Raw genomic sequence first — 25,844 nt, forward strand, 5'->3', positions numbered from 1 at the left:
CTGACTGCACCGGAGGCACGGCGTGGAGGGGGACGTCATGGCGGACATCGGCGGCGGGATGCGGCTCGGGGCCGGGATCGGGGCCGGGATCGAGGTCGGGCCGTACGCGGAGCTGACCTTCGACTCCGAAGGGGACGTCGACCGGGCCACGCAGGGGACGGTGGCCCGGATGGAGGCCACGGACATACTCGTCTTCGCGCACGGCTGGAACAGCGACCGGTCCACGGCGACGCGGCTCTACGACCGGTTCTTCGCCCCCTTCCCGGGGCTGGTGGGGTCAGGGGTGCGCCTGGGGTACGTGGGTGTCGTCTGGCCCGCGATGCGGTTCTCCGACGAGCCGATACCCGACTTCGACGCACCCGGCGTACTCACGGCACCCGGCCCCGGCCCCGGTACGGCGCTTGACCCGATCACCCGCCGGGCGCTCGGGGAGTTCTGGCCCGATCGGCGGTCCGAGTTGGACCGGGTGGCGGAACTGCTGGAGGAGCGGCCCGACTCGGCGGCCGCCTTCATCGAGTTCGGCGCCCTCGTGCGCGAGTTGGCGGGGGTGGACGCGGTCCCGGCCGTGATCGCCCCGTCGGTGCCGGCGATCTTCACGGACGATGTGCTGGAGGTGTGCCGGGCCCTGTCCGTCGCCCTGATCCGGGCGGGCGCACCGGCCCCGGTGGACACCGGCGGTCCGGGCCTCAGCATCGGCGGCGGGCTGCGCGGCCTGTGGGGCGGGGCCAAGGAGCTGCTGCGGCAGGCGGCCTACTACAAGATGAAGAAGCGGGCGGGGGTGGTGGGCGAGCGCGGACTCGGCCCGGTGCTGACGGAACTGGCGGCCGCCCGCCCGGCGCTGCGGTTCCACCTCATCGGGCACAGCTTCGGGGCGCGGGTGGTGTCCTTCTCGCTGCGCGCGGTGCCGGACCGGGCCCGGTACGTGAAGTCCGTGACCCTGCTCCAGGGGGCCTTCTCCCACTACGCATTCGCCGACCGGCTGCCGCACGACAAGAACAGCGGCGGCTCCCTGCGCGGCCTCCAGCGCCGGGTCGACGGGCCGGTGGTCGCCTGCCATTCCCCGCACGACTCGGCCCTCAAGGTCTTCTACCCGCTGGCCTCCCGGATGGCAGGGGATTCGGCCGGACTGCTGGGTTTCGACGAGCGGTGGGGCGCCATCGGTCACGACGGGGTCCAGGCGGTCCCGGGCGCGCCCCGGCTGAGCCTCGACACCGTCCTGCGCCAGGGGGTGCCGGCGACCGGTTGCGTCAGTGTGGACGCGGGCTCCGTGGTGCGGCGCGGCGGTGCCCCGTCGGGGGCGCACAGCGACATCTGCCACGAGGAACTGGCACGGGTGGTGGTGTCCGCGGGGCGCATGGGGCGCTGACTTCTGGCCATGTGCCACCCGCACGCCTCGACCGCCCCCGCATGCGCCCGCCTCCGACCGGGCATGTTGGGCACATCGGCGGAGGTGATGGTGTGATGGCGGGATTCCGGAGTCTGGCCTACCAGGTGCGCGACGCGCGCAATGACCGGGCTTTGCGGCGCCACTCGCTGCGCCGCTGCCTCGAGCGGTTCGCGCCGTACGGGCACCGGGCCACGTGGTGGCACCTGTGCGACCGGCACGGGATCGCCCCCGAGGACCGGGGAGCCGATCCGCTGCGGCTGGTCGCCGCACTGGAGGAGCTGGAGGACGCGCGGGCGGTCTGGCTCGAGTACGAACGGCAGTTCGCGGAACGGCGCCGGCGCGAGAAGCACCACGGCCTGCGCCGCCCGGAGTGGGCGTGGGGAGGGAGCGGGGACGCGGTGGTGCGGTGCGCGGATCCGGGGGTGCGCCCGGAGGGGACGCTGGGCGAGGTGCTGCGCAGGCTCGTGCGGGCGCTGGAGTCGGAGCCGGGGACGGCGTGCCCGGTCTGCGGGGACATCGAACTGCACTGGCCGGCGGTGGCCCCGGTCGGCCCCTGGGCGGGTGCGCTGGCCTGGGACGGGCCGGTGTGTGCGGGCTGCGGGATCGTGGTGCCCAGACCGGCCCTGGCGGACGTCCCGACGGCGGGAGCCGCATGAGGGCCCAGGCGTCGAAATCCACGTCCACGTCCACGTCCGTGTCGGTGTCGGTGTCGGTGAACGGCTCGCGGAGCGCCGCCGACGGCCCGGCCGTCCCGCTGTCGCCGCAGGCGCTGGCGGATTCGGCCCTGGCCGCTGTCGCCGCCGGAGCCGGGGAGGTACTGGTGCACCCGCGCACCCCGTGCGGGCGGGAAAGCCTCTCGCCGCGGGTGGTCGGGCCGGTGCTGGAAGTGCTGCGGCGCACGGGGGTCGGCGTAGCACTCTCGGTGTCGGCGAGCATCGCGGCCGAGCCCGATCCGGCGGGGCGGCTGGAGCGGGTGGCCTCGTGGACGGTGCTGCCGGACCGGGCCGCGGTGGACTTCGGGCAGCCGGGAGCCGCCGAGCTGGCCGACGCCCTGCTCGCGCGGGGCGTCGCCGTGGACGCGGTGGTGGCGTTGGGCGGTGCGGCCGGGCCGGATCCGCTGGCCCGGTTCCTGGCGTGGCCGGTGCGCGAGCCCGGGCGGGTCCGGCTCTCGGCCGAGCTCGCTGCGGCCGATCCGGCCCTGGTGGCGGGGCTGCGCGGGCTGCCGCCGGTGCCGGTGCTGCTCCACGGGCGGGACGCGGCCGCCTGGCCGGTGCTGCGGCTGGCCGCTCGGTGCGGCACGGGCGCGCGCACCGGCGTGGGCGATGTGACGCGGCTGCCGGACGGGCGACCGGCGCGGTCGAACGCCGAACTGGTGGCGGCGGCCCGGGGCCTGGTGGCGCGGACGGCGGCTACAGCCGCGAGCCGGTGAGGCGCTCGCCGAAGACGTCGTCCGGGTTGGACAGCGCGCAGGTCTCCATCGAGAGGCAGCCGCAGCCGATGCAGTCCGTCAGGTGGTCGCGCAGGCGGCCGAGCCGGGTGATGCGCTCGTCGAGTTCGGCGCGCCAGGCCTCGGAGAGGCGGGCCCAGTCCTCGCGGTTGGGGGTGCGCTCCTCGGGCAGTTGGGCCAGCGCCTCACGGATGCTGGCGAGCGGGATGCCCACGCGCTGGGCGGCGCGGACGAAGGCCACCCGGCGCAGGGCGTCGCGGGTGTAGCGGCGCTGATTGCCGGAGGTGCGGCGGCTGCTGATCAGGCCCTTGGCCTCGTAGAAGTGGAGCGCGGAGACGGCCGCACCGCTGCGGGCGGACAGCTGGCCGACGGTGAGTTCGTGAATTTTCTCGGGAATCTGCGGCACCCGGTCGAGCGTAGTCGGAGGTCCGTTGACATACGCATGCGGGCCCCAGCATGCTGAGCAAGCGCTTATTCGTCCGTCAGTCGTCCGCGAGAGACAGGAACAGGGCATGGCCGAGCCGAAGGTCTTCACGTCCGCCGAGGAGCTGCACGCCGGGATCGGCGAACCGCTCGGCCCCAGCGAGTGGCTGGAGGTGGACCAGAAGCGGATCGACCTCTTCGCCGACGCCACCGGCGATCACCAGTGGATCCATGTGGACCCGGAGCGCGCGGCGGGCGGACCCTTCGGCTCCACCATCGCGCACGGCTATCTGACGCTGTCCCTGCTGCCCAGCCTGGTACCGCAGATCATGCGGGTCGAGGGCATGCGGATGGGCCTCAACTACGGGACGGACAAGGTGCGTTTCCCGGCGCCGGTCCCGGTCGGTTCACGGCTGCGCGCCACCGCGGTGATCACGGAGGTCACGGAGGCGGGCGGCGGCGTACAGGTCACGGCCGTGGTCACGGTCGAGCGGGAGGGCGGCGACAAGCCGGTGTGCGTGGCGGAGTCGGTGTCGCGTTACTACTTCTGAAGCCCCTACGGGCTACGGCGCGGGGGTCGGCCGCGCGGCCACCATGCGGAGCACGAGGTCGGCGTAGAGTCCGCCGACCTCGTCGGGCGTGCGCTGCCCGGCGACGCTGAACCAGCGGGCCACGTCGATGCACAGCGACAGTACGGCGAGCGTGGTACCCGGCACGTCGGGGACGTCGAACTCCCCCGAGGCCACCCCGTCGGCGAGGATGCGGCGCACGGCGGCATCGCTCAGCCGGCGCAGCGCCACGATCTCGGAGCGGTGCTCCGGCGCGAGGGCGTCGAGCTCGTACTGGACCACGCGCGCGGTGGTGTGGTGCGCCGCGTGCCACCGCACGAAGGACCGCACGGCGGCGTCGAGCCGGTCGGCGGGGCGGCCGGGGCCGTCGGCGGCGGTGGTCAGGATCTCCAGCGCCTTGTCGTGGCCGATCCGGCTGATCCGGTGGAGCAGCTCTTCCTTGGTCTTGTAGTGGATGTACAGCGCGGCCGGGCTCATACCGGCACGGCCCGCGATGTCACGTGTGGTGGTGGCGTGGTACCCACGCTCGGCGAACGCTTCCACGGCCGCGACGAGCAGCCGCCGCGCGGCGTCGGGGGTGACCTCGGACCACGGCCGGTAGCCGTCGACCGTATCCTCCGCGCTGCCCATCGCTCACTCACCCTTCACCGTGTGGAAGTGAACACCCTACCGGAAGGTGAGCAAGCGCTTAGCACTGTCGGGCGCGAGGCGCGCGACGGGCGCGCCCGACACGCGCACCCGTCGACCCGGCTACTTCGGCGCGAAGGGGTCGTACTCAGCCATGATCTTCTCCATCCGGGCCTGATCCACCCGGCTGACGATCTGGGTGACCTCCTGGCGGTCGCGGACGACCTTGGCGAGGGTGAAGGCCGAGGTGGTGAGGTAGAGGACCGCGATGCCGAGAAAGGCCCGGACCCAGCCGTCCACCTCCAGGTTGTAGATCCCCACGGCCACGGCGCCGATGGCGATGCCGAAGGAGGCGACGGCCTGGCCGTAGTACGCCCCCGTGCTCTGCTGCTTGACCGGTGTCTCGTTCATGGTTCGAGCATCGGGCGGACCGCCGCGGAGCACATCCGCACACATACTCATGCGGGTACTCAGCCTGTCTCAGAAGGCCGAAACCCCGGTGCGGGCGCGGCCGATGAGCAGCTTCTGGATCTGACTGGTGCCCTCGTACAAGGTCATCACGCGGGCATCGCGCAGCAGCTTGCCCGCCGGGTACTCGTCGATGTAGCCGTACCCGCCGTGCACCTGGAGGGCGTTGCTCGCGGCGCGCACGGCGGCCTCGGAGGCGAAGAGCTTGGCAGTGGAGGACTCGGTGGCGAAGGGCTGCCCGCGGTCGATCAGGTCGGCGACCCGCCAGGTCAGCAGCCGGGCGGCGTCCACGTCGACCGAGATGTCGGCAATGAGCTCCTGGACCAGCTGGTGGTGGGCTATCGGCTTGCCGAACTGCTCGCGCTGGGCAGCGTACGAGAGCGCCGCATCCAGGGCTGCCTGTGCGATGCCGACGCAGCCGGCGGCGACCGACATCCGGCCCTTGGCGAGGGCGGACATGGCGACCGAGAAGCCCTTGCCCTGCGGGCCCAGCATCGCGGAGGCGGGCACGCGGACTCCGTCGAGGACGAGTTCGGCGGTGGCCTGGCCGCGCAGGCCGAGTTTGCCGTGGATCTCGCGGCGGGTCAGGCCCGGGGTGCCGGTGGGGACGAGGAAGGCGGAGACTCCGCGGTGGCCGGGCTCGCCGCCGGTGCGGGCGAAGAGCAGCACCACATCGGCCCAGGTGCCGTTGGTGATGAACATCTTGGTGCCGTCCAGGACGTACGCGTCCCCGTCGCGCACGGCGCGGGTGGTGAGGCTGCCGGCGTCGGAGCCGGTGCCGGGCTCGGTCAGTCCGAAGCAGCCGAGCGCGTCGCCGGAGCACAGGCGGGGCAGCCAGGCGCGCTTCTGCTCCTCGGTGCCCCAGGCGGCGATGGTTTTGGCGACCAGGCCGAGGGAGACGGAGACGATCCCGCGCACGGCGGAGTCGCCGCGTCCGAGCTCCTCGGTGACCAGGACGTAGGCGAGGTGGTCGCCGCCGGAGCCGCCGTACTCCTCGGGGACGGTCAGGCCGAGGAAGCCGAGCGCGCCCAGCTTCTTCACGATGCCCCGGTCCACGCTCTCGGCGCGGTCCCATTCGGCGGCGTACGGGACGACCTCGCGCTCGGTGAACTCGCGGGCGAGCCGGCGGACGGCGGTCTGCTCCTCGCTCAGCTCCATGTTCACCGGGCACCTCCGGGGCGGGTTCGGCGCCTTTAACTAGCACCGGTAGTTTATGGCGGGCAGGCCCTACTATGTGGCGCATGGCCAGACCGCGCAAGCCCCTTCTCAGCCGGGACCGCATCGTCGAGGCGGCCGGCGCCCTGGTGGACGCCGAGGGGCTGGAGGCGGTGTCGACGCGACGGCTGGCGGCCGCGCTCGGGGTCAGCGGGCCCTCGCTCTACAACCACTTCCGCACCAAGGACGAGATCCTGGACGCGGTGGCGGACTCGGTGAGCGCGCGGGTCGACCTGTCGATGTTCGACGGCGGCCAGGACTGGCGCGGGGCCCTGCACGCGTGGGCCCACTCGTACCGGGACGCGCTGGCGGACCACCCCAACATCGTGCCGGTACTGGCGCGCGGGCCGGGCCGCCGGCCGGCCGGACTGCGGCTGGCGGACGCGGTGTTCGGGGCGATGACGGAGGCCGGATGGTCACCGGCGCAGGCGACCAGGATCGGCGCGCTGATGCGGTACTTCATCCTGGGTTCGGCGGTGGCCTCCTTCGCCCGGGGTTTCGTGGACGACCGGGCGGCATACGACCCGGCGGACTACCCGCACCTGGGCCAGGCCCACCTGCTGGCGGAGCGCGGGCGCGAGGTGGACGAGGGCGCCTTCGAGACGGGCCTGGCGGCGCTGCTGGACGGGCTGGCCCTCCAGTACGAGGCGTTGAAGGGAACGGCGTAACGCACACGGACACCGAGTTGATCACCGCGGTGCGAGCCGGCGACGTGGTGCGGGCGCGCGCACTCCTGCAGGCGGCCGGGCACCTACCCGATGGTCGATGCCCTGCAGCGCCACGGGGCGTCGATCGAGATGCAGATCGAGGCGGTACGGGCCCTCGTCCTGCTCGATGACGCGCGGGGCGACGAGGCGTTGGACCGGCTCGGCCACGGGTACCCCGCCGACGGGCACGGCTACTGGTCCCTGTACGACGCCCGCCGGCACCGGGGGCGGCGCACGACGGCGGGCGGCCGCCTCGGACAGGGCCAGGACTCGCCCTAGAAGACGACGAGCGAGCGGCCGCCCTTGCCCGCGAGCATGGCGTCGAAGGCCGCCGGGATGTCGTCCAGGGTGATGCGGTCGGTGACCAGGGCGCCGAGGTCGAGGCGGCCGGCGCGGATGTGCTCGGCGATCACCGGGAGGTCGCGGGCGGGATCGCTGTTGCCGTAGACGCAGCCGGTGAGGGTGCGGGCGAAGTGGAAGATCTCCAGGGCGTGGAAGGTGACCTGCTGGTCCTTGCCGCCGATGCCGACGACCGTGGTGCGGCCGCCGCGGCGGGTCGACTCCCAGGCTCCGCGGATGGTCTCCGCCCGGCCGACGCACTCGACTGCGACGTCCGCGCCCTGCCCGCCGGTCAGCGCGCGGATCTGCTTGGCGGTGGTGTCGGAGGCGACGACGAACTCGGTGGCCCCGGCCGCGCGCGCCAGTTCTTCCTTGGCCGGGGACACGTCGACGGCGACGACCGGGCCCGCCTGCGCGATCCGGGCGGCCTGCAGGGCGGCGAGGCCGACCCCACCGACTCCGAAGACGGCCACCGACTCGCCGGGGCGGACCTGGGCGCTGTGCCGAACGGCCCCGTATCCGGTGAGGACGGCGCAGCCGAGGAGGGCGGCCTCGGCGAGCGGGATCCCGTCGGGGGCGGGCAGCACGCAGTGGGCCGCGACGACGGTCTCCTCTGCGAAGGCGGCCACATTCAGCCCGGGGTGCAGTGCAGTGCCCTGCGCGTCGTGGGCGTGGACCGCGCCGACCCCGGCGAGCGCGGTGGCGCAGAGCCAGACCTCGCCGATCGTGCAGTGGTGACACGCTCCGCAGGACGGGGCCCAGTTGAGCACCACGCCGTCGCCGGGGGCGACGTGGGTGACGCCCTCCCCCACCGCGAGGACCGTGCCCGCGCCCTCGTGGCCGAGGACGGCCGGTACGGGGACCCGCATGGTGCCGTTGGTCAGGGAAAGGTCGGAGTGGCACACCCCGGCGGCGGCGAGCCGTACCCGGACCTGCCCGGGGCCGGGATTCGGAAGCACGATGTCCCGTATCTCCAGCGGGGCTCCGACGGCGGGCAGGACGGCGGCGCGGACCATGGTCGTCATCTCGTCTTTCCGGTACTGGGCGGGTGCGGCGGGGCTCGCAAGCGATCGGGCGGGGCGGCGGGCCGGGTGTCGGGCCCGGCGGTGGGCCGGGCCGGGATCCGGGCTGGGATCCGGGCTGGGATCCGGGCTGGGATCCCGGCGGTGGGACCAGAAGCCGGCGGTGGGATCAGAACTGCAGGGACTTGGTGTGGAGGTACTCGGCCAGACCGTGCGGGCCCAGCTCGCGGCCGACGCCCGACTGCTTGTAGCCGCCGAAGGGCGCGAGCACGTTGAAGCGGCCGCCGTTGATGTCCACCTGCCCGGTGTCCATACGGCGCGCGAAAGCCACGGCCGTCGCCTCGTCTGCGGCCCAGACGGCGCCACCGAGGCCGTAGACGGTGCCGTTGGCGATGCTGAGGGCCTCCTCCTCGTCCTCGTAGCGGAGGATCGACAGCACCGGGCCGAAGATCTCCTCCTGGGCGATGGTCATGTCGGGCGTGACGTCGGCGAACACCGTGGGCGCCACGAAGTACCCCTGCTCCCGCGGCGCGTCCGGCCCGCCGGCGACCAGGCGCGCGCCTTCCTTCACGCCCTGGGCGATGAAGCCGCGGACGCGTTCGTGCTGCTTGGCGTTGACAACCGGGCCGACGCGGGTGCCGGCCTCACGGGGGTCACCGGTGGGGTAGTCGGCGACGGCGGCGGCCGCGAGGGAGACGGCTTCCTCGTACTGGTCCCGGTGGACGAGCATCCGGGTGAGCGCGTTGCAGCTCTGGCCGCTGTTGTTCATGACGTGTCCGACGCCTGCCGCGACGGCCTTGGCCAGGTCGGCGCCGGGCAGGATGACGTTGGCCGACTTGCCGCCCAGTTCGAGAGCGACCCGCTTGACGGCGGCGCCGGCCGTGGCGCCGATCTGCTTGCCGACCGCGGTCGAGCCGGTGAAGGAGACGAGGTCGACCCCCTCATGCGCGGCGAGGGCCTGGCCCGCGACCGGACCGGTACCGGTCACAAGGTTGAAGACTCCGGCCGGAATGCCCGCCTCGTGCACGGCTTCGGCGAAGAGCTGCGCGGTCAGCGGGGTGTCCTCGGCCGGCTTGAGGACGAGGGTGCAGCCGGCGGCGAGAGCGGGCGCCACCTTTGCAACGACCTGGTGCAGCGGATAGTTCCACGGCGTGATGGCCGCGACCACCCCGACCGGCTCCAGCAGCACGGTGGAGTTCCCGATCCGCTCCTCGAAGGCGTACGAGGAGGCGAGTTCGGCGTAGGAGGCGGCCACCGCGAGCGGCGATCCGACGTGGACCGCCTTGGAGAAGCCGAGCGGGGACCCGAGCTCGGCGGTGATGGTGTCGGTCAGTTCGCCCTTGCGGGCCAGCAGCGCGTCGCGCAGCGCGCCGATCAGGGCGCCCCGCTCGGCCGGAAGCGTGGCCGCCCAGCCGGGGAAGGCCGCACGGGCCGCCCGTACGGCCGCGTCCACGTCCTCCTCCGTACCGGCCGGGACCGTGCCGATGACCTGGCCGTCGGCCGGGTTCACGACCTCGATCAGCTCGCCACCGGCGGCGGGCCGCCACGCGCCGTCGATGTACATCCCGTCGTGGGCCTTCATGGCATTCCTCCCGAGCACGCACGAGCGCGTAGGTCCGACCTCTCCAACACCCTACAAACTAGCGCCGGTAGTTTTTGGCTGCCAGGGGCGTGGGATCTCAGATGATGCCGAAAAGCATTCCTGCCGCCAGGACCACCAGCGAGGTCAGAGCCGCCCATTTCACGGTGAATCGGGTGTGTTCGCCGAACTCGACCTTGGCCATGCCGACGAGGACGTAGACGGCCGGAACCAGCGGGCTCGACATGTGCAGCGCCTGGCCGACGAGGGAGGCGCGGGCGATTTCGAGCGGGGAGACCCCGTGGGCGGCGCCGGCCTCGGCCAGGACGGGCAGGACGCCGAAGTAGAAGCCGTCGTTGGACATGAAGTAGGTGAGCGGCAGGCTGAGCAGGCCGGTGACCAGCGCCATGTGCGGGCCCATCCCCTCGGGAATGGCGCCGACGAGCCAGTCGGCCATGTGCTTGACCATGCCGGTGCCGGTGAGGACACCGGTGAAGACGGCGGCGGCGAAGACCATGCCGGCGACGTTCAGGACGTTGTCGGCGTGGGCCGCGATCCGGGCCTTCTGGTCGGGCATGTGCGGGAAGTTGACGGTGAGCGCGAGGGCGGCGCCGAGCAGGAACAGCACGGGGATGGGCAGCAGCTCCATGATCATCGCGGTGAGGAGGGCGATGGTCAGGCCGGCGTTGAACCAGTACAGGCGGGGGCGCAAGGTGGGGCGGTGCGGGTCCAGGCCCTGGAAGCCTTCCTCGGAGGCGGGGGCCTCGCCGCTCCCGTGCGCGGCGGAGGCGGAGGCGGAGGCGGAGGCGGAGGCGAGAGCGAGGCCTGCCGCGGACCCGGGACCCTCGACGGAAGAAACGGCGCCGCCCTCGGCAGGTGCGGGGGCCGAGGCGCGGGCAGGGGCAGGCGCAGAGGCCGAGGCAGAGGCAGAGGCACCGGAGGCAACGGGAGCGGCCGGGACCAGCTCCTCCTCGGCAGGCTCCCGCTCGACCTGGCCGGGCAGTACCAGCATGCCGACCCGGCGGCGCTCCTTCACGCCGAGGACGTACGCCAGGACGAACACGAAGAGGAGCCCCACCGCGAGGGCCGGGATCATCGGGACGAAGATGTCGGCGGCGTCGAGCTTGAGGGCGGTGGCGGCGCGGGCGGTCGGACCGCCCCAGGGGAGGGTGTTCATGACACCGTTGGCCGTGGCGGCGACGCCGGTCATGACCACCAGGCTGAGGCCGAGGCGCTTGTAGAGGGGGTACATGGCCGAGACGGTGATCATGAAGGTGGTCGATCCGTCGCCGTCGAGCGAGACGATCGCGGCGAGGACGGCGGTCCCGACCACCACCCGCATCGGGTCCGCCTTGCAGAAGCGCAGGATGCCGCGGACGATCGGGTCGAAGAGGCCGACGTCGATCATCACGCCGAAGTAGACGATGGCGAACATCAGCATGGCGGCGGTCGGAGCGAGCTTGCCGACGCCGTCGATGACGTAGTCGCCGAGGTGCGCGCCCTTACCTGCAAACACGCAGAAGAGTGCCGGGATGAGGACGAGCGCCGCGATGGGCGACATTTTCTTCAGCATGATCAGGACCAGGAAAGTCGCGATCATGGCGAAACCGAGGAAGGTCAGCATGTGGGGAAGGTAGGTGCCCCCTCGGTACGCCAACAAGACGTCTGCGCGTGAGCAATACGAGCAAAACCCCAGCTCAGGGCAGGGGTGCCAGCTCGACGGGGAAGCCGTTGAGCACCGCCGTGCCGGACAGCCGGTCCCTGCGGGTGCCGTCGAGCAGCTGGTTGACGTTGACGCCGGGCACTGCGGCGGCCACCGACAGACGCGAGCCGGCACGGTTGTGGCCCCACCCGTGCGGGAGGCTCACCACTCCGCTCCGGACGGTGTCGGTGACCTCGACCGGCACCTCCAGGCTGCCGCCGTCGGCGGTGATCCTGGCCTGTCCTCCGTCGACGAGGCCGAGGCGGTCCGCGTCCTGCGGATGGACGTGGAGGCTGCAGCGGTTGGAACCTCCGACGAGGGCCGGGACGTTGTGCAACCAGCTGTTGTTGGACCGCAGGTGGCGGCGGCCCACGAGCACCAGGGCGGCGGGGCGGTCGGCGAGCGCCGCGCGCAGCCCGGGCAGTTCGGCCGCGATCGGGTCCGGGAGCAGCTCGATCCTGCCGCTGCGGGTCTTGAGCACGCCCGGGAGCCGGGGCCGCAGCGCGCCGAGGTCGATGCCGTGCGGCGCCTGCCGCAGATCCTCGAGGGTCAGGTCGTACGGCCCTGTGCGCAGCATCAGGTCGAGCCGCCGCTCGGGGCCGGTGACGCCCGTCAACCGGCGGGCGAGTTCCTGCGGGTCGCCGCCGTGGAGCGGTGAGTGGGGATCGGCGACGGCCCGGGCCAGGCTGTCGGCAATGACGCGCTCGTCGACGGCCTCCGGCGGCGCTCCGTGCAGCCCGGAAACGGCGAGGATCAGGCGCGCATGGATCTCGCACTCGTCCATCTGCCCGTCCTCCAGCGGGACGGCGGCGGGCGAGTACCGGGCCTGGTTGCGGACGGCGAACCCGTTGAACGCGAAGTCGAAGTGCGCGCTCCGGGAGGGCGGCGGCGGGGGCAGGACGACGTGTGCGTGGCTCGAGGTCTCGTTCAGGTACGGGTCGATCGAGATCATGAAATCGAGCCCGGCCAGCGCCCGGTCCAGCCGGTCGCCGTCGGGTGCGGACAGGACCGGGTTGGCGGCGATGGCGAGCAGCACCCGGATCCGCCCGTCGCCCGGGGTCTCGATCTCCTCCGCGAGCGCAGCCATCGGAAATTCGCCCTTGACCTCCGGGTGGCCGCCGACCCGGCTCGACCAGCGGCCGAGGGCGAATCCCTTGCCCGGGCCCGCGGGGCGGGGCGCCGGAGCCGTCGCGGAGAGCGGGAAGAGTGCTCCGCCCGGCCGGTCCAGATTGCCGGTGAGGATGTTGAGTACGTCGACCAGCCAGCTCGCCAGCGTGCCGAACTCGACGGTGCAGCTGCCGATCCGCCCGTAGACGGCGGCGGCGGGGGCGGCCGCGAGCTCGCGGGCGAGGGTGCGGATCTCGGCGGCGGTGAGGTCGCATGCGGGTGCCACGGCCTCAGGAGTGAAACTCGCGAGCGCGGCGCCGAGTTCCCCGATGCCCTCAATGTGTTCCTCCAGCGCGCCGGGGGCGGCCAGCTTCTCCTCGATCAGGGTGTGCGCGAGGGCTGCGAGCAGCAGCGCGTCGCTGCCGGGGCGCGGCGCGAGGTGGCGGTCGGCGAGGGCGGCGGTGCGCGTACGGCGCGGGTCGACGACGACCAGGGTGCCTCCGCGGGCCCGCAGTGCTTTCAGCCGGCCCGGGAAGTCGGGGGCGGTGCACAGGGAGCCGTTGGACTCGACCGGGTTGGCGCCCAGGAGCAGCAGGAAGTCGGTCCGGTCGAGGTCGGGGACGGGGATGGCGAACGGGTCCCCGAAGAGCAGTCCGCTGGATACGTGTTTGGGCATCTGGTCGAGCGTGCTGGCGGTGAAGAGGTTGCGGGTGCCGAGGGTCTTGAGGAGCACCGGCGGGTAGAGGGCGCCGGCCATGGTGTGGACGTTCGGGTTGCCGAGCACGACGCCGGCGGACTGGGATCCGTACTCCTGGAGCAGGGCGGGGACGGCGGCGGCGATGGCGTCGAAGGCCTCCTCCCAGGTGGCCTCCCGCAGTCGGCCGTCTCGGCGCACGAGCGGGCCGCGCAACCGGTCGGGGTCGGCGTCGAGCCCTCCGAAGGCGGCTCCCTTGGGGCAGATGAAGCCGCGGCTGAACACGTCCTCGCGGTCACCGCGGGCGCCGGTGACCGCGCCGCCTTCGAGGGTGAGGGTGAGGCCGCAGGTGGCTTCGCAGAGCGGGCAGATGCGCAGGGCGGTGCGGGACATGGGCCCTCCAGGGGCGGCGGTCTGCGGCACGGGGACGCGAGGCGCACCCGAGCATACCGACCGGTACGCACGGAGGGGAGGGGGCGGGGAGGGGTCAGTCGAGTACGCGGGCGAGGTAGGCGTGCATCATGGCGCGGGTCTCGTCGACGATGCCGGGGTCCCCGGCCGGGTCCGACCGGAAGGCGAGCTGGGTCAGCGCGTCGGTGGCCTCGACGGCGACGAGGACGGCCCGTTCCAAGGTGGCGTCGGGCGTCAGCCCGAGGTGCGCCGAGAGCTGCGCGGTCAGCCGGGCGGCGACCTGGTGGTTCGGGTCCGCCTCCGGCCCCTCGGCCGGCGGCGCGGGCACGCCGAAGTCGACGAGGGCGAAGCCGGGCACGCTGCGCTTCATGGCCAGGTACTCGTCCAGCACCGCGTCCACGGCGGGCCGCCAGTCGGTGGCCGGGAGGTCGGCGAGCCGGTCCGCGATGCCGTCGACGTAGCGGTCCAGGTTGCGGTGGGCGAGGGCGATGGCCATGGCCCGTTTGTTGCCGAAGAAACGGTAGACGGAGCCGATCGGCACGCCGGCGCGCAGGGCCACGGCGCGGGTACTGAGGTTCTCGTACCCGGTCTCGTCGAGCAGCTCGGCGCATGCGTCGAGGATCCGGGCGAGCCGGTCGGCGCTGCGCTGCTGGATCGGCGTACGGCGCAGGGAGTGGGCGGGAGGCACGGGGTCCATCATGCCGCTCCTCGCTTCGGGGTTCGGTGGGGGCCTCAGTTCAGCAGAAGTCCGATCCCCCCGATGGTGTAAGTGATCATCAGCGCCAGCAGCGGAAGTTGCCCGGCCACCGCCTTCGCGGGTGGGAAGTGGCGCACGGAACGGTCGTGGGCGGCGATGACGCCGAGTACGTGCCCTGTGACAACGGCGATGACCTGAAGGGCGGCGAGACCGCCAGGACCCAGTGGCGGCAAGGGTTCTGGGGCGTTGTCAGTGCCGAGTGCCATGCTTACTGTGCGTGGTCCTTCGACTACAAGGAGGGAGAAGTAGTGGGCGATGAGATAGCCGAGCGCGATCGGGACGAGTGAGTGGGCGAAGGCGGTCAGCAGGCCGGGGTGCGGGCCGCTGACGAGGCGGGTGGCCGCGGCGCAGAGGCAGTACAGGGTGGCGACGAGGGCGACGGAAGCGAGCAGTCCGAGGGTGGCCGTGGGGGTGCGGCCGAGGGGGGAGGTCTGGAGGACATTGATCCACGAGGGGCTGTCGGAGAAGCCGTCGTAGGCGGTGGACCCGAGCAGGACGCAGACGGTGGCGACGAGTCCGGGCCGCTCGGGTGTCGCGTCGAGTCCGTGGAAGGGGTTGCGGAGAACGAGGCGGCCGTCGCTGCGACGGCCGAGGGGGGAGAGCCGGGCCAGAAGTACCGAGTACGCCTCGAAGGCGTCGCCGTCTTCGAACCAGCGCTCGCCGAAGCGGGCGGCGAGCAGGAGCTGGACGGCGGCGTAGGTGGTGATCGCGATCAGGAGGGTGGTGGTGGATGCGGGATCAGGAGCGACGAGCTCGAGCCAGGTGAAGCCGAACAGCCCGACGGCGGCGGGCCATTGGCCGAGACGGGCGGGAAGGCCGGGCAGGGGACGGCCGGGGTCGCGGCCCGGCAGGGCCCGGGAGAGCAGGCGGTGCAGGGCGCGGAGCGGGTTGAGCAGGCGCCAGACGGGGCCGAGGAGGAGGGAGGCGGGGACCAGGCCGACCCAGAGGAGTACGTAGACGGCGCCGGGAGCGGGGTTGTGCGCGGGGTCGTCGGGACCGAGGAGGAGGTACAGCAGGACGGTGAGCGCGGCGGCGAGTCCCAGCGCGCGCAGGGCGGTTCGGGTGGCCGGCGCGTCGGCCACCCGCTGGAGGGCGGCGGGCAGGGCGAGACCCGAGCGCTCTCCGCGGAAGCGGGAGGTGGACCAGAGCAGGCCGAGGGCCAGGAAGGAGACGAACAGCGCGGCGAAGGCGCCGGCGAAGGCGTAGAAGGGAGAGATCGGCAGATCGTGCTGGGACCCGATCCCGTGCGCGAGCGAGGTGAGCGGATCAGCCGGGTGAAGGACCACGCCCTGGCCGTGGCCACCGTCGCCGCCCGGGTCCGGGCCCGGCCCGAAGGGGCTCACCCTCGCCCCGCCCGAGGCGGCGTCGCCCCGCCGACGACGCCACCGGCCGCCCCGGACACGGACTCGGAGGCATGCCCGTGCCCGCGCCCATGCCCGTCCTCCGGCCCGCGCCCACGCTCCGGCCCGTGACCGTGACCGCGCTCCGGCGCGTGCCTGGACCTGTGCCCGGACTTGGCTCCGTGCCCCTGCTCTGGCCCGTGCCCGGGCCTGGACCCGTACCGATGCCCGGACCCGCACCCGGACCCGGACCCGCACCTGACCCCATGCCGATGCCCGGACCCGGACCCGCACCTGACCCCATGCCGGTGCCCGGACCCGTGCCCGGCGCCGGGCCCGGGTGGCGGCCAGGGGGCGGGTACGGGGGCGGGGCGGGGTCGGGTCATCGGACTAGGAGTTGGGTCAGGACGAGGTTGGACTCGTGGGTCTCGACCTCGAAGAGGCCCGTGCGGTCGGCCGTCAGGATCAGGGTGGCCTCCTGGCCTGCCGGCAGGGCGAGTTCCTTGTCGTAGCCGTGGACGTGCAGGGTGTCCGCGCGGTCGCTGGTGACGCGCAGGGCCACGCGCTCTCCCTTCCGCAGCTCGGTGCGGGCGGGGGCGGGACTGACCTTGCCGTCCCGGACGGTGATGGTGACCGTCCGGTCGGCCTCGGCCTGCTCCGGCACCGAGGGCGGGGGCGGGCTCGGCGTCTCGCCGTGGCTGTGGCCGCTCGCCTGGCCCGGGGCGGTGGCTGTGGCGGTGAGCCGGGTCGCGCCCTCGACCGGCTTGCCCGACACGGCCCAGGCGGTGTGGTCGTCCGCGTAGAGGCGGACGGTCAGGGTGTGCGCGCCCTCGGGGACCTGTGCCGCGGGCAGGTGGAACCAGGGGCCGTACACCCGGGCCAGCTTGCGTCCGTCCAGCTCCAAGTGGGCGTGGCCCGCGCCCGGGAGGGCGGCGCCGCCGGTGCTGTCGGGTGTGAAGCGGTAGTTCTTCACCGCAAGTTGGAGGTTCCAGCCGTCCTCGCTGTCGGAGCGGACGGTCAGCTGGACCTCCGGCGCGCCCTCGGCCGGGACCTCGCGGAGCCGGTGGCCGGTGGCGTCGGTCGCGGTGAGCAGGTTGCCCACGTTGCCGGAAGCCTGCTCGTGGCTGGTGCCGGGTTTGTGGTGGGTGGTGGCCCGCCCGCCGCAGCCTGTCGCCGCGCCGCCTGCGAGGAGCAGGGCGAGGGCGAGCAGGGCCGTGGCGCGGGCGGCTCGGCGGAGCCTGCGGGTCGCGCGGGGCGGCGGCGTACCGCAGGCGTCGCACCGGCTCTCGTCGTCGAGCCGGTCGGGCAGGCGCTCGGGCCGGTCGGTCACGGCTGGGCTCCTGGGGTCGGGGCGGCCTGGGCGGGGCTCATGGGGCGGGCTCCGGGGTCGTCGGGGGCTCCGGGGTCGTCGGGGGCTCTGGGGCCGCCGCGCGCAGCGCCGGGGCGGGGCCCTCGGGGGCGGGGGCGCGGTCACCCGCGGGGTCGCCGCCGGGGCCGGACGGGTGGGCCGGGGTTCCCGGGCGGGCTGAGGCCACCACCGCCCACAGGACCCAGACCACGGCGGCGAGGGCCCGTACCCAGGCGGGGCTCAGGGGGGTCCACGGGATCATCAGGACGGCCTTGTCGAAGGCGTCCAGCAGGGTCAGCCCGGCCAGCAGCAGGGTCAGGCGGGCCAGCCACGGTCGGCCGCTGCGCAGGACCAGGCCGGCTCCCGTCCACCACAGGCCGAGCAGCAGGAGGGCGAGCGCGGGGACGAAAGAGGCGGTCAGGGCCGTCGTGGAGCCGGCCACGTCCAGGACCAGCCCGGCCAGGCCGGCGAGCGAGGCGGCCGTGCCCAGGCGCGAGCCGCGCAGGCGGCGCCACCACAGCACGCCGCCGACCAGCAGCAGCACCGCGGCCACGGCCAGCGCGAGCTGGGTCTCCACCCGTTCCAGGCCGCGCGCGCCGTACCAGTCGCAGCCGGCCGGGAGCTTGCGCGCCTGGACGTTGTAGTCCGCGCAGACGAGGAGTTGGACCAGCTTGACCGGTTCGCCGACCAGTCGGGCGGACGCCCCGGAGACCTCGCCCCGGCGGTCACCGCACTGCGGGACCGTGCCCGGGGTGGAGCCGTCGGGCCCGTCCTGCCAGCAGTTGGCGCGCCCCTGGCCGTCCCACCACACGTCCATGCCGTTGGGGCGGGCGGCGCCGGACTTGTCCTTGCCCATGACGTTCCCGGCGTACCGGTTGTGGTGGGAGGTGTCGGTCTGCTTCGACCACGCCTCCTCGCCGCGGATGAAGGCGGGGACGGCGCTGAGGAAGAAGCCCGCGCGCCGGTGCCCGTACACCCAGTTGCCCTCGTAGAGGTTCCAGTTGCCGCCCGCGGTGATGATGCCGGTGCCCGGGGGCATGGAGATCTGCGGGCAGACGACGCCGCGTTCGTAGCCGCGTTCGATCGGCGGCTTGGCGCAGGTGCCGTCGGCGACGAAGCCGTAGTAGTCCTGGTTGTTGTCGTGGATCAGGTTCCGCTCGAATGTGGCGTGGTTCTGAGGGAGTCCGGGGTGTCCGGGGAAGGCGCTGTCCATCGAGGCGCCGCCCATGTTCTGGTCGAACTCGTTGTCGTGCACCCACACCGAATCGCCCGCGGTGCCGGAGTAGCCGACCATGTTGTGGTGGCTGCGGCAGCCGGTGATCTCGATGGAGTAGCGGGGGACCTCGTAGCCGCGGCCGTCGTTGATGTTCGAGGCGCTGCCCGGGTAGATGCCGGAGTCGCCGTTGCCGTAGGACTCGCAGTTCTTGTAGAGCCCGTGGTCACTGGCGAAGGTCAGGAAGCCGTACTCGTCGTTCCAGCGGGTCAGTACATCGTCGATGACGAAGCCGTCGCCGGCGAGCACGTACAGCGAGTTGAAGGTGGTGCGCTGGGCGGTGAAGTTGCGGAAGTAGATGCCGTTCGACTTGTCCGCGCGGAGGGCGTTCAGCTTCTGGTACTTGGCGTCGACGACCACGTCGAGCCGTGATGCGCCGGTGCCCTCGATCTGCAGGTCCGTCTTGCCGAGGATCGCGACGAGGTTCTGGTTGTGCCGGCACTGCACCTGCTGCTCGTAGGACAGGATCTGGTAGCCCAGCGACGACTGGGGGGCCTTCAGGGCGGCGCACTCCCCCGTCGGCCGGGGGAGCGAGGGCTCCTCCTCGTACAGGCCGGGGAGGATCGCGATGTTCATCCCGGGCCGGTCGACGGCGTCGACGGCCTCCTGGAGGTGCCGGTAGCCGCTCTGCTCGCACCGCTCATAGAGGGCGATGTTGCGCTGTCGGAGCTCTTCGGGGAAGGCGGATATCCGGCGTTCGAAGGCGGGCCGGTCGGTCTTGCAGACGATCAGGTCGGGCTCCGCCCTGCGGTACTCGGGTACTGATCCGGAGCCGTCCGGGAGGGCGATCGGGCGTTCCTCGTGCGCGCTGGCGGCGGGCGCGGCGACGAGGAGGGACAGGAGGGCGAGGAGGGCGGCGAGGAGCGCCGCCGGCACGGCAGGAAACCTGCGGGTCCACGACATGCGCGTGAGAGTAGAGCAATGTTCATCTTTTAGGATCCCCCTCGACCGAATCCGCGTTCCTCCACGTTCCCGCCCGGCCGAAAACCACGGGACCTTTCCCGCCTTTCCCACTGATCTCGCACCGACCCCCCACCGATCCCCCGCCCCCGCCCCGGGTCTGCCGTTGACGCGGGGGCCACGGAATCCTACTGTCGACCATAGGATTCCTTCGACGGAGCGGGAGCAGCACATGAGCGAGCAGGCCAGGAAGACGGCAGAGGCACTGGAGTACCTCACCGGCTTCGGCAACGAGCACAGCTCGGAGGCCGTGCCCGGCGCACTGCCGATCGGCCGGAACTCGCCCCAGCGCGCCCCCCTCGGCCTCTACGCCGAGCAGCTCAGCGGCAGCGCCTTCACCGAGCCCCGCACCCACAACCGCCGCTCATGGCTCTACCGGATCCGCCCCTCGGCCGCGCACCCGCCCTTCACCCGGATCGCCAACGGGGCCCTGCGCTCCGCGCCCTTCACCGAGGCCGTGCCCGACCCGAACCGGCTCCGCTGGAACCCGCTGCCCTCCCCCGCCCCCGGCACCGACTTCCTGTCCGGCCTGTGGACCCTCGGCGGCAACGGCGACGCCGCCCAGCGCGCCGGTATGGCCATCCACCTCTACGCCGCCAACGCCGACATGACCGACCGGGTGTTCAGCGACTCCGACGGCGAGCTGCTGATCGTCCCCGAGCGCGGCGGGCTGCTCCTGCACACCGAGCTGGGCCTGCTCGCCGCCCGCCCCGGCGACATGGCCCTCATCCCTCGCGGTGTCCGCTTCCGCGTCGAGCTGCTCGACGCCGACGCCCGCGGCTACGTCTGCGAGAACTACGGCCAGCCCTTCGAGCTGCCGAACCTGGGCCCGATCGGCGCCAACGGCCTCGCCGCCGCACGGGATTTCCAGGCCCCCGTGGCCGCGTACGACGACAGCGAGCGCCCGACCGAGGTGGTCAACAAGTTCTGCGGCAACCTCTGGTCCACCACCTACGACCACTCCCCGCTCGACGTGGTCGCCTGGCACGGCAGCCACGTCCCGTACGTGTACGACATGCGCCGCTTCAACGTCCTGGGCTCGATCAGCTACGACCACCCCGACCCGTCGATCTTCACCGTCCTGACCTCGCCCTCCGACACCCCGGGGCTGGCGGGCGTGGACTTCGTGGTCTTCGCACCCCGCTGGCTGGTCGGCGAGGACACCTTCCGTCCGCCCTACTTCCACCGCAACGTGATGAGCGAGTACATGGGCCTCATCGAGGGGGCCTACGACGCCAAGGCCGAAGGCTTCGTCCCCGGTGGCGGCTCGCTCCACAACATGATGTCCGCGCACGGCCCCGACCACGAGACCTTCGAGCGGGCGAGCGCCGCCGAGCTGAAGCCGCAGAAGATCGAGGACGGCCTGGCCTTCATGTTCGAGACCCGCTGGCCGATCACCGCCACCGAGCAGGCCGCCGGCGCCGATCACCTCCAGCGCGGCTACGACGACGTGTGGCAGGGTCTGCAGCGCCACTTCCGTGCCTGACCTGCACTGCATACCCTGCATGCGCCGTACGTCACCCCTGTCCAGCCGTTCGGAGATCCACCCGTGACCGCCTTCGCCCCCGACTCGCTGGTACTGAACCGGAAACTGCCGCTCTGGTACCAGGTGTCGCAGTCACTGCGCGCCTCGATACTGGGGCGCACCCCGGACGCCTCGCTGCGCCTGCCCACCGAGGAGCAGCTCGCCGAGCACTACGGGGTCAGCGTGCTGACCATGCGGCAGGCGCTCAAGGAGCTGGAGGGCGAGGGCCTGATCAGCCGGCACCGGCGGCGCGGCACCTTCATCGAGCCGGGCGCGCTGCGCAGCGCGCCGGTCCGGCTGCTGGGCTCGGTCGACGCGATCGTGGCCCAGCAGTCGGGCGACCGTACGACGATCCTCGGACACGGCCGCACGGCCGTGTCCGGGGAGCTGCTGGAGCACTTCCCGGGAACGCCCGAGGTGGTCGCGTACCGGCGTCTGCGCCACGACCGGGAGAGCGGCGAGCCGACCAACTGGGTGGAGAACGCGGTCCTCCCGGAGGTCGCCGAGGCCGTGGACCTCGCCGATCTGGAGCGCTGGCCGATGACCAAGGTCCTGCGGGACATCGTGGGGGTGCGCATCAGCCGGATCACGGACACGGTGGAGGCGCGGCTGGCCGACCCGGAGACGGCCGAGCTGCTCCAGGTTCCCCTGCTGAGCCCGATCCTGCACTACACGGGCGTCACCTACGACGAGGACGGCCGGGTGGTGGACGTGGCCCGGATCCGCTACCGCGGCGACCGCTTCTCCTTCACCGTGACGGTCGACGCGCACTGACGGGCGACACGCACTGACGGCGCGCGGAACCGCCGCGCGGCCGCCTCTCCGCCCGACTGCTTCCGCACCCGACCGCTTCCCCGCGCGACTGCTCCCCCGCGTGGACACTGCCCCGCGCGGCTACTTCTCGTCGTCCTCCCGGGTGCGCTCGCCCTCCGCCTGGGACGGCGTAGTGCGCATCGTGTGGGGGTGCTGGCGCTGCTTGCGCTGGGCCTCGTCCATGTCCTCGTCGAGGCGCTCGCCCTCGGCCTGCGACGGGGTCGTGTATTCGTCGTAGTGGCTCATGACCGACTCCTCGGCCTCCTCGGTCGATAACGCACCTATGCGTACATAACGAGCGTAGCTCTTCGGCCTGGACGCAGCCCGGCCCCCGGATCCCGTCGCTACCATCGGCGGCGTGAGCGAAGACGTACCGCTGCTTGCGGACCTGATGCCCTGGGCCGTGGGCGGCCTGCGCCTGGGCCGGGACTGGGTGACCGCACCCGATCCGGCGGCCCTGCGCGCCCGCTGGGCCGCGCTGACCGGCGCCGAAGGGGCCGAGCGGGAGCGGCTGTTCCGCCCGAGCCGCAGTCGCAGGCCCGACGCCGGGGCGGCCGCCCTGCCGGGGCAGCGCTCGGCGGCCACGGCCCGTTTCACCGATGCCCCCGGCCCCTGCCCCGACCCCGTACGGGTGCTCCGCGAGCCCTTCGACGAGCAGTGGCTGCTGCCCGACCAGCGGCTCATCGACATGGCCCGCCCCGAGCTCTGGCGGGTCCGGGACGAGCACCAGCTGTTCCTCGTCGAGACCCCGGACCCGCTGGTCACCGCACACCTCCCGGTCGGCAGGCTCGGCCGCATCCGGCCTCTGCACCGGCGCCCCGGCGGCGCCGAACCGAACCTCGCCCCCGGCCTCCTGCCCCTGCTGGGCGCGCGCCACGGCGGCTGGGTCACCCCCGAGGACGTCCTGTGCTGGATCCTCGCGGCGGGCCGCCCGGGCCCGCACGGCTACGAGGTCCCGCTCGCCGCCGATCCCGCGCGCTGGCGGGCCGGGCTGGAGCTGGGGCACCGGATGCTCACCGTGCAGCTGCGCGGGGCGCGCGGCGGCGAGCCGCCCCGGCTGCCCGGCGGCCGCCGCCCCTACGTCCGCTCGGCGGTCGCGGGCCGGCCGCACGAGCTCGCGTACGACGCCGAGAGCGAGACGCTGAGCCTCGGGAGCGGGACCGTGTCCCCGGTGCCGGCCGCGGCCTGGGAGTACGAGGCACAGGGCGTACGGGTACTGCCGGCCTGGTTCGCGGCGCGTACCGCGCACCGCGGCCCGGAGGCCGAGGGGCTCGCGGCGCTGGGGCCCGCCGAGTGGCCGCAGAGCTGGACCTCGGAACTGCTGGCCCTGGTCACCACCTTGGCACTGCTGGCCGAACTGGCCCCGGAGCGCGCCGCGTTCGAGCCCGGGCCGGCGCTGCCGGCCGAGGCCCTGCGCGAGGCCGGGGTGCTGCCGCCGCCGGCCTGGGCCCGGCGCCCGGCCTCGGTGCTGGACCACCAGGAGGAGGGCCCGGGCGGGCAGTTCGCCCTCCTGTGAGGAGGGCGCACAGCGGCCGGCCCTAGACTCCCCAGGCCCCCAGCAGCCGGGACATCGTGCGGTCGAAGACCTCGTCCATGTCGAGCCCGGCTCCCGGGACCGGCCCGCCGCCGGTGAGGGCCGCCGCCAGCCGCGGGTACTCCCCGGTGGTCAGGCGGGAGACGAGCCAGGCCGTCCGTACGCGCTGCTCCTGCGCCTCGCTCCAGGGTAGCGACCGGGCCCGTTCGGCCAGCGCCAGCTCGCTCGCCACGAAGGTCGCGACGGTGCCGTTGACGGCGGCGACGAGCTCCAGCTTCTCCCCGTCCGCCACGTCGAGCGGAGCCAGGCAGTCCAGGCTGTACTCCAGGTAGCGCAGGGCGTTCGGGCCGAAGCCGTAGACGGGGCTCAGCAGGCGCGGCAGCCAGGGATGGCGATGCATCAGCGCGCGCGTCCCGCGGGCCAGTGCGAGCAGGTCCGCCCGCCAGTCGCCGGTCGGCGACGGGAGCTCGTACTCCCCGCTGACCGCGTCGACCATCAGCTCGTACAGGTCCTCCTTGCGCGGCACGTAGTTGTAGAGGGACATCGTGCCCGCGCCGATCCCGGCCGCCACGCGCCGCATGGAGGCGGCTTCGATCCCCTCCTCGTCGGCGATCCGCACCGCCTCGGACGCGATCGACTCACGGCTGTGCGCGGGCCTCGGTCCGCGGCCGGCCCGTTGGGGGCGGGACCAGATCACTTCGGGTTCAGCGGGTCGCCCGCCGGCTGTCATCGCTCAGATCACCTCGTCGTCTCGCCACCATCTTAGTTACGTACACCGTACGTGGTGAGGTAAGGTGGCGCACATGACAACTACGTACGCTGTACTTAGTGAGGGCCTGGAGAAGAATTACGGGGAGGTCCACGCCCTGCGCGGCCTCGACCTCGCCGTCCCCGAGGGCGCGGTCTGCGGCCTCCTCGGCCCCAACGGCGCGGGCAAGACCACCGCCGTGCGGATCCTCACCACCCTCACCGCGCCCACCGGCGGCCGCGCCCTCGTCGCCGGTCACGACGTCACCCGGGATCCCGCGGCCGTCCGCCGCGCGATCGGCGTCACCGGCCAGTACGCCTCCGTCGACGGGGACCTGACCGGCCGCGAGAACCTCCGGCTCTTCGCCCGGCTGGCCGGACTGCGCGGCCGCGCCGGCCGGGCCCGCGCCGACGAGTTGCTGGAGCAGTTCGGGCTCACCGAGGCCGCCGACCGGGTGACCGGCACATGGTCCGGCGGTATGAAGCGGCGCCTGGACCTGGCCGCGGGCCTGGTCACCCACCCCCGGGTGCTGTTCCTCGACGAGCCCACCACCGGCCTGGACCCGGCGGCCCGCGAGCAGATCTGGACGGCGGTGCGCGCGCTCTCCGAAGCGGGCACCACGGTGCTGCTCACCACCCAGTACCTGGAGGAGGCCGACCGGCTGGCCGACGAGATCGTGGTCGTCGATCGCGGCCGGGTCGCCGCCACCGGTGCTCCGGACCGGCTGAAGGCCCGGATCGGCGCCCGCGCCGAGGTCACGGTCGCGGAGCGCGGGGCGCTCGCGCGCGCCGCCGCCGTACTCGACCAGCTCACCGGCGGCCGCCCCTTGCTCGACGAGGAGAGGCTGGCCGTCGGCGTCACCGTGCTGGACGGCGCCCTGACCCTGCCGCGGATCATCCGGGAACTCGACACCGCCGGGGTCCCGGTCACGGACGCGAGCCTGCGCCCGCCCACCCTCGACGAGGTCTTCCTCCGCCTCACCAAGGCCCACGGCACCGCCGTCGAGGCCGCCACCGCCGATCAGGAGTACGCCGCATGAGCACCCTGCTGTACGACGGCGGAGCCGTCTTCACCCGCCAGCTCCAGAAGGCCCGGCACGCCCCGGCGCTGCTGATCCTCACCCAGACCATGCCCATCACCATGCTGCTGTTCTTCGGCTACGTCTTCGGCAGCGCGCTCGCCATGCCGGGCACGGAGTACCGGGAGTTCCTGGTCCCCGGGCTGCTGGCCGCCACCGCCGCGAACGGTCTGATGACCGGCATGTTCACGGCCGCGCAGGACGCCCACCGCGGCGTGATGGACCGCTTCCGGACCCTGCCGATGAGCCGCACCGCCGTACCGCTCGGGCAGACGGCCGCCGACCTGCTGACCACCGGCTTGTCGATGGTGCCGCTGATGCTGGTGGGGCTGGCGATGGGCTGGCGCATCGAGAACGGCCTGCCCGGCGCGCTCGGCGCCCTGGGTGTGCTGCTGCTGTTCCGCTTCGCCACCGCGTGGGTGGGCACGTACCTCGGCCTGCTGAGCCGCAGCGAGGAGGCGGCCGGCCAACTCGGCAGTGCCACCTTCATCCTGCCGATGCTCTCCAGCGCGTACCTGCCGACCGCGGGGCTGCCCGGGTGGCTGCGGGCGGTCGCCGAGTGGAACCCGATCAGCGCCGTCGCCACCGCGGTGCGCGAGCTGTGCGGGAACGCCGGGGGCGAGGCCGCGGCGGGCGCCGCCTGGCCGGCCGCGCACCCGGTGGCCGGGGCGCTGCTGTGGTCGGGGCTGCTGCTCGCGCTGTTCGTACCGCTGGCCACGCGCAGGTTCGCGCGCGGCCGGTAGTGACAGCCGCCCGTCCGACCCGGTAGGC

Annotated in this window: 25 protein-coding genes; 11 read left to right on the forward strand and 14 right to left on the reverse strand. The window is 73.3% G+C overall.

What is annotated here, in order from left to right; genetic code table 11:
* Window positions 1-37: 37 nt before the first annotated feature.
* The 3 genes from ACIQZO_RS29245 to ACIQZO_RS29255 all read left to right on the forward strand — a co-directional run bounded on the left by ACIQZO_RS29245 (window position 38) and on the right by ACIQZO_RS29255 (window position 2,816).
* The gene (locus ACIQZO_RS29245) at window positions 38-1,366 is read left to right on the forward strand and encodes a serine-threonine protein kinase (RefSeq protein ID WP_403631596.1); all 1,329 of its coding nucleotides are present in this window, start codon (window positions 38-40) and stop codon (window positions 1,364-1,366) included.
* Between the two features lie 95 nt (window positions 1,367-1,461).
* Window positions 1,462-2,043 (forward strand): hypothetical protein, encoded by a 582-nt coding sequence (locus ACIQZO_RS29250; RefSeq protein WP_403631597.1) that lies wholly within the window; start codon window positions 1,462-1,464, stop codon window positions 2,041-2,043.
* Entirely contained in the window at window positions 2,040-2,816 is a 777-nt protein-coding gene (locus ACIQZO_RS29255) for a 3-keto-5-aminohexanoate cleavage protein (RefSeq protein WP_403631598.1), read from the forward strand. Before ACIQZO_RS29250 ends, ACIQZO_RS29255 begins: the two co-directional genes overlap by 4 nt.
* Here ACIQZO_RS29255 and soxR read toward each other — a convergent pair.
* Window positions 2,797-3,240, reverse strand: coding sequence for a redox-sensitive transcriptional activator SoxR (gene soxR, locus ACIQZO_RS29260; protein ID WP_403631599.1), 444 nt, complete (start codon window positions 3,238-3,240; stop codon window positions 2,797-2,799). The genes ACIQZO_RS29255 and soxR overlap by 20 nt on opposite strands.
* A gap of 106 nt (window positions 3,241-3,346) precedes the next feature.
* Between soxR and ACIQZO_RS29265 the strand changes: the two genes are divergently transcribed.
* Complete coding sequence (locus ACIQZO_RS29265) at window positions 3,347-3,808, forward strand: MaoC family dehydratase (RefSeq protein ID WP_403631600.1); 462 nt, start codon at window positions 3,347-3,349, stop codon at window positions 3,806-3,808.
* Window positions 3,809-3,820: 12 nt separating this feature from the next.
* On the opposite strand, the gene ACIQZO_RS29270 is transcribed toward ACIQZO_RS29265, so the two are convergent.
* From ACIQZO_RS29270 to ACIQZO_RS29280, 3 genes are all read right to left on the reverse strand, one after another.
* A complete protein-coding gene (locus ACIQZO_RS29270) occupies window positions 3,821-4,456 on the reverse strand; it encodes a TetR/AcrR family transcriptional regulator (RefSeq protein WP_403631601.1) in 636 nt (211 codons plus the stop codon).
* A gap of 120 nt (window positions 4,457-4,576) precedes the next feature.
* Window positions 4,577-4,864 carry a YiaA/YiaB family inner membrane protein gene (locus ACIQZO_RS29275; RefSeq protein WP_189973689.1) on the reverse strand — a complete coding sequence of 96 codons (288 nt, stop codon included), beginning with the start codon at window positions 4,862-4,864 and terminating at the stop codon, window positions 4,577-4,579.
* A gap of 69 nt (window positions 4,865-4,933) precedes the next feature.
* Window positions 4,934-6,085 carry an acyl-CoA dehydrogenase family protein gene (locus tag ACIQZO_RS29280; protein ID WP_403631602.1) on the reverse strand — a complete coding sequence of 384 codons (1,152 nt, stop codon included), beginning with the start codon at window positions 6,083-6,085 and terminating at the stop codon, window positions 4,934-4,936.
* A gap of 68 nt (window positions 6,086-6,153) precedes the next feature.
* On the opposite strand from ACIQZO_RS29280, the gene ACIQZO_RS29285 reads away from it, so the two are divergent.
* Window positions 6,154-6,804, forward strand: coding sequence for a TetR/AcrR family transcriptional regulator (locus tag ACIQZO_RS29285; protein WP_398677041.1), 651 nt, complete (start codon window positions 6,154-6,156; stop codon window positions 6,802-6,804).
* 90 nt (window positions 6,805-6,894) lie between these two features.
* Window positions 6,895-7,122 (forward strand): hypothetical protein, encoded by a 228-nt coding sequence (locus tag ACIQZO_RS29290; RefSeq protein ID WP_403631603.1) that lies wholly within the window; start codon window positions 6,895-6,897, stop codon window positions 7,120-7,122.
* On the opposite strand, the gene ACIQZO_RS29295 is transcribed toward ACIQZO_RS29290, so the two are convergent.
* From ACIQZO_RS29295 to ACIQZO_RS29330, 8 genes are all read right to left on the reverse strand, one after another.
* The gene (locus tag ACIQZO_RS29295; protein ID WP_403631791.1) at window positions 7,119-8,198 is read right to left on the reverse strand and encodes a Zn-dependent alcohol dehydrogenase; all 1,080 of its coding nucleotides are present in this window, start codon (window positions 8,196-8,198) and stop codon (window positions 7,119-7,121) included. The two genes, ACIQZO_RS29290 and ACIQZO_RS29295, sit on opposite strands and share 4 nt — an antisense overlap.
* A 175-nt stretch (window positions 8,199-8,373) precedes the next feature.
* Window positions 8,374-9,786 (reverse strand): aldehyde dehydrogenase family protein, encoded by a 1,413-nt coding sequence (locus ACIQZO_RS29300; protein ID WP_403631604.1) that lies wholly within the window; start codon window positions 9,784-9,786, stop codon window positions 8,374-8,376.
* 97 nt (window positions 9,787-9,883) lie between these two features.
* On the reverse strand, window positions 9,884-11,407 hold the full coding sequence (locus ACIQZO_RS29305) for a CitMHS family transporter (protein ID WP_403631605.1): 1,524 nt from the start codon (window positions 11,405-11,407) through the stop codon (window positions 9,884-9,886).
* A 73-nt stretch (window positions 11,408-11,480) separates the two neighbouring features.
* Window positions 11,481-13,679: a molybdopterin oxidoreductase family protein gene (locus ACIQZO_RS29310; protein WP_403631606.1), complete on the reverse strand. Its 2,199-nt coding sequence runs from the start codon at window positions 13,677-13,679 to the stop codon at window positions 11,481-11,483.
* A gap of 94 nt (window positions 13,680-13,773) precedes the next feature.
* The gene (locus ACIQZO_RS29315; protein ID WP_403631794.1) at window positions 13,774-14,394 is read right to left on the reverse strand and encodes a TetR/AcrR family transcriptional regulator; all 621 of its coding nucleotides are present in this window, start codon (window positions 14,392-14,394) and stop codon (window positions 13,774-13,776) included.
* Window positions 14,395-14,429: 35 nt separating this feature from the next.
* A complete protein-coding gene (locus ACIQZO_RS29320; RefSeq protein WP_403631797.1) occupies window positions 14,430-15,740 on the reverse strand; it encodes a hypothetical protein in 1,311 nt (436 codons plus the stop codon).
* Between the two features lie 436 nt (window positions 15,741-16,176).
* A complete protein-coding gene (locus tag ACIQZO_RS29325; RefSeq protein WP_403631800.1) occupies window positions 16,177-17,004 on the reverse strand; it encodes a hypothetical protein in 828 nt (275 codons plus the stop codon).
* A 157-nt stretch (window positions 17,005-17,161) separates the two neighbouring features.
* Window positions 17,162-19,318 (reverse strand): right-handed parallel beta-helix repeat-containing protein, encoded by a 2,157-nt coding sequence (locus tag ACIQZO_RS29330; protein ID WP_403631607.1) that lies wholly within the window; start codon window positions 19,316-19,318, stop codon window positions 17,162-17,164.
* A 229-nt stretch (window positions 19,319-19,547) separates the two neighbouring features.
* On the opposite strand from ACIQZO_RS29330, the gene hmgA reads away from it, so the two are divergent.
* Window positions 19,548-20,861, forward strand: a complete 1,314-nt coding sequence (gene hmgA, locus ACIQZO_RS29335; RefSeq protein WP_403631608.1) for a homogentisate 1,2-dioxygenase — start codon at window positions 19,548-19,550, stop codon at window positions 20,859-20,861.
* Between the two features lie 63 nt (window positions 20,862-20,924).
* On the forward strand, window positions 20,925-21,674 hold the full coding sequence (locus ACIQZO_RS29340) for a GntR family transcriptional regulator (RefSeq protein WP_403631609.1): 750 nt from the start codon (window positions 20,925-20,927) through the stop codon (window positions 21,672-21,674).
* 120 nt (window positions 21,675-21,794) lie between these two features.
* On the opposite strand, the gene ACIQZO_RS29345 is transcribed toward ACIQZO_RS29340, so the two are convergent.
* A complete protein-coding gene (locus tag ACIQZO_RS29345) occupies window positions 21,795-21,959 on the reverse strand; it encodes a hypothetical protein (RefSeq protein ID WP_403631610.1) in 165 nt (54 codons plus the stop codon).
* 145 nt (window positions 21,960-22,104) lie between these two features.
* On the opposite strand from ACIQZO_RS29345, the gene ACIQZO_RS29350 reads away from it, so the two are divergent.
* Window positions 22,105-23,229, forward strand: a complete 1,125-nt coding sequence (locus ACIQZO_RS29350) for a type ISP restriction/modification enzyme (protein ID WP_403631802.1) — start codon at window positions 22,105-22,107, stop codon at window positions 23,227-23,229.
* A gap of 22 nt (window positions 23,230-23,251) precedes the next feature.
* Here ACIQZO_RS29350 and ACIQZO_RS29355 read toward each other — a convergent pair whose 3' ends face one another.
* Window positions 23,252-23,977 (reverse strand): TetR/AcrR family transcriptional regulator C-terminal domain-containing protein, encoded by a 726-nt coding sequence (locus ACIQZO_RS29355; protein WP_403631611.1) that lies wholly within the window; start codon window positions 23,975-23,977, stop codon window positions 23,252-23,254.
* A gap of 73 nt (window positions 23,978-24,050) precedes the next feature.
* Between ACIQZO_RS29355 and ACIQZO_RS29360 the strand changes: the two genes are divergently transcribed.
* Both ACIQZO_RS29360 and ACIQZO_RS29365 read left to right on the forward strand, forming a co-directional pair.
* On the forward strand, window positions 24,051-25,034 hold the full coding sequence (locus tag ACIQZO_RS29360) for an ATP-binding cassette domain-containing protein (RefSeq protein WP_403631612.1): 984 nt from the start codon (window positions 24,051-24,053) through the stop codon (window positions 25,032-25,034).
* Window positions 25,031-25,816 carry an ABC transporter permease gene (locus tag ACIQZO_RS29365; RefSeq protein WP_403631613.1) on the forward strand — a complete coding sequence of 262 codons (786 nt, stop codon included), beginning with the start codon at window positions 25,031-25,033 and terminating at the stop codon, window positions 25,814-25,816. Before ACIQZO_RS29360 ends, ACIQZO_RS29365 begins: the two co-directional genes overlap by 4 nt.
* Window positions 25,817-25,844: the final 28 nt, after the last annotated feature.

Origin of the sequence: Streptomyces sp. NPDC097617, assembly GCF_044761485.1 — a bacterium.
Lineage (GTDB): Bacteria > Actinomycetota > Actinomycetes > Streptomycetales > Streptomycetaceae > Streptomyces.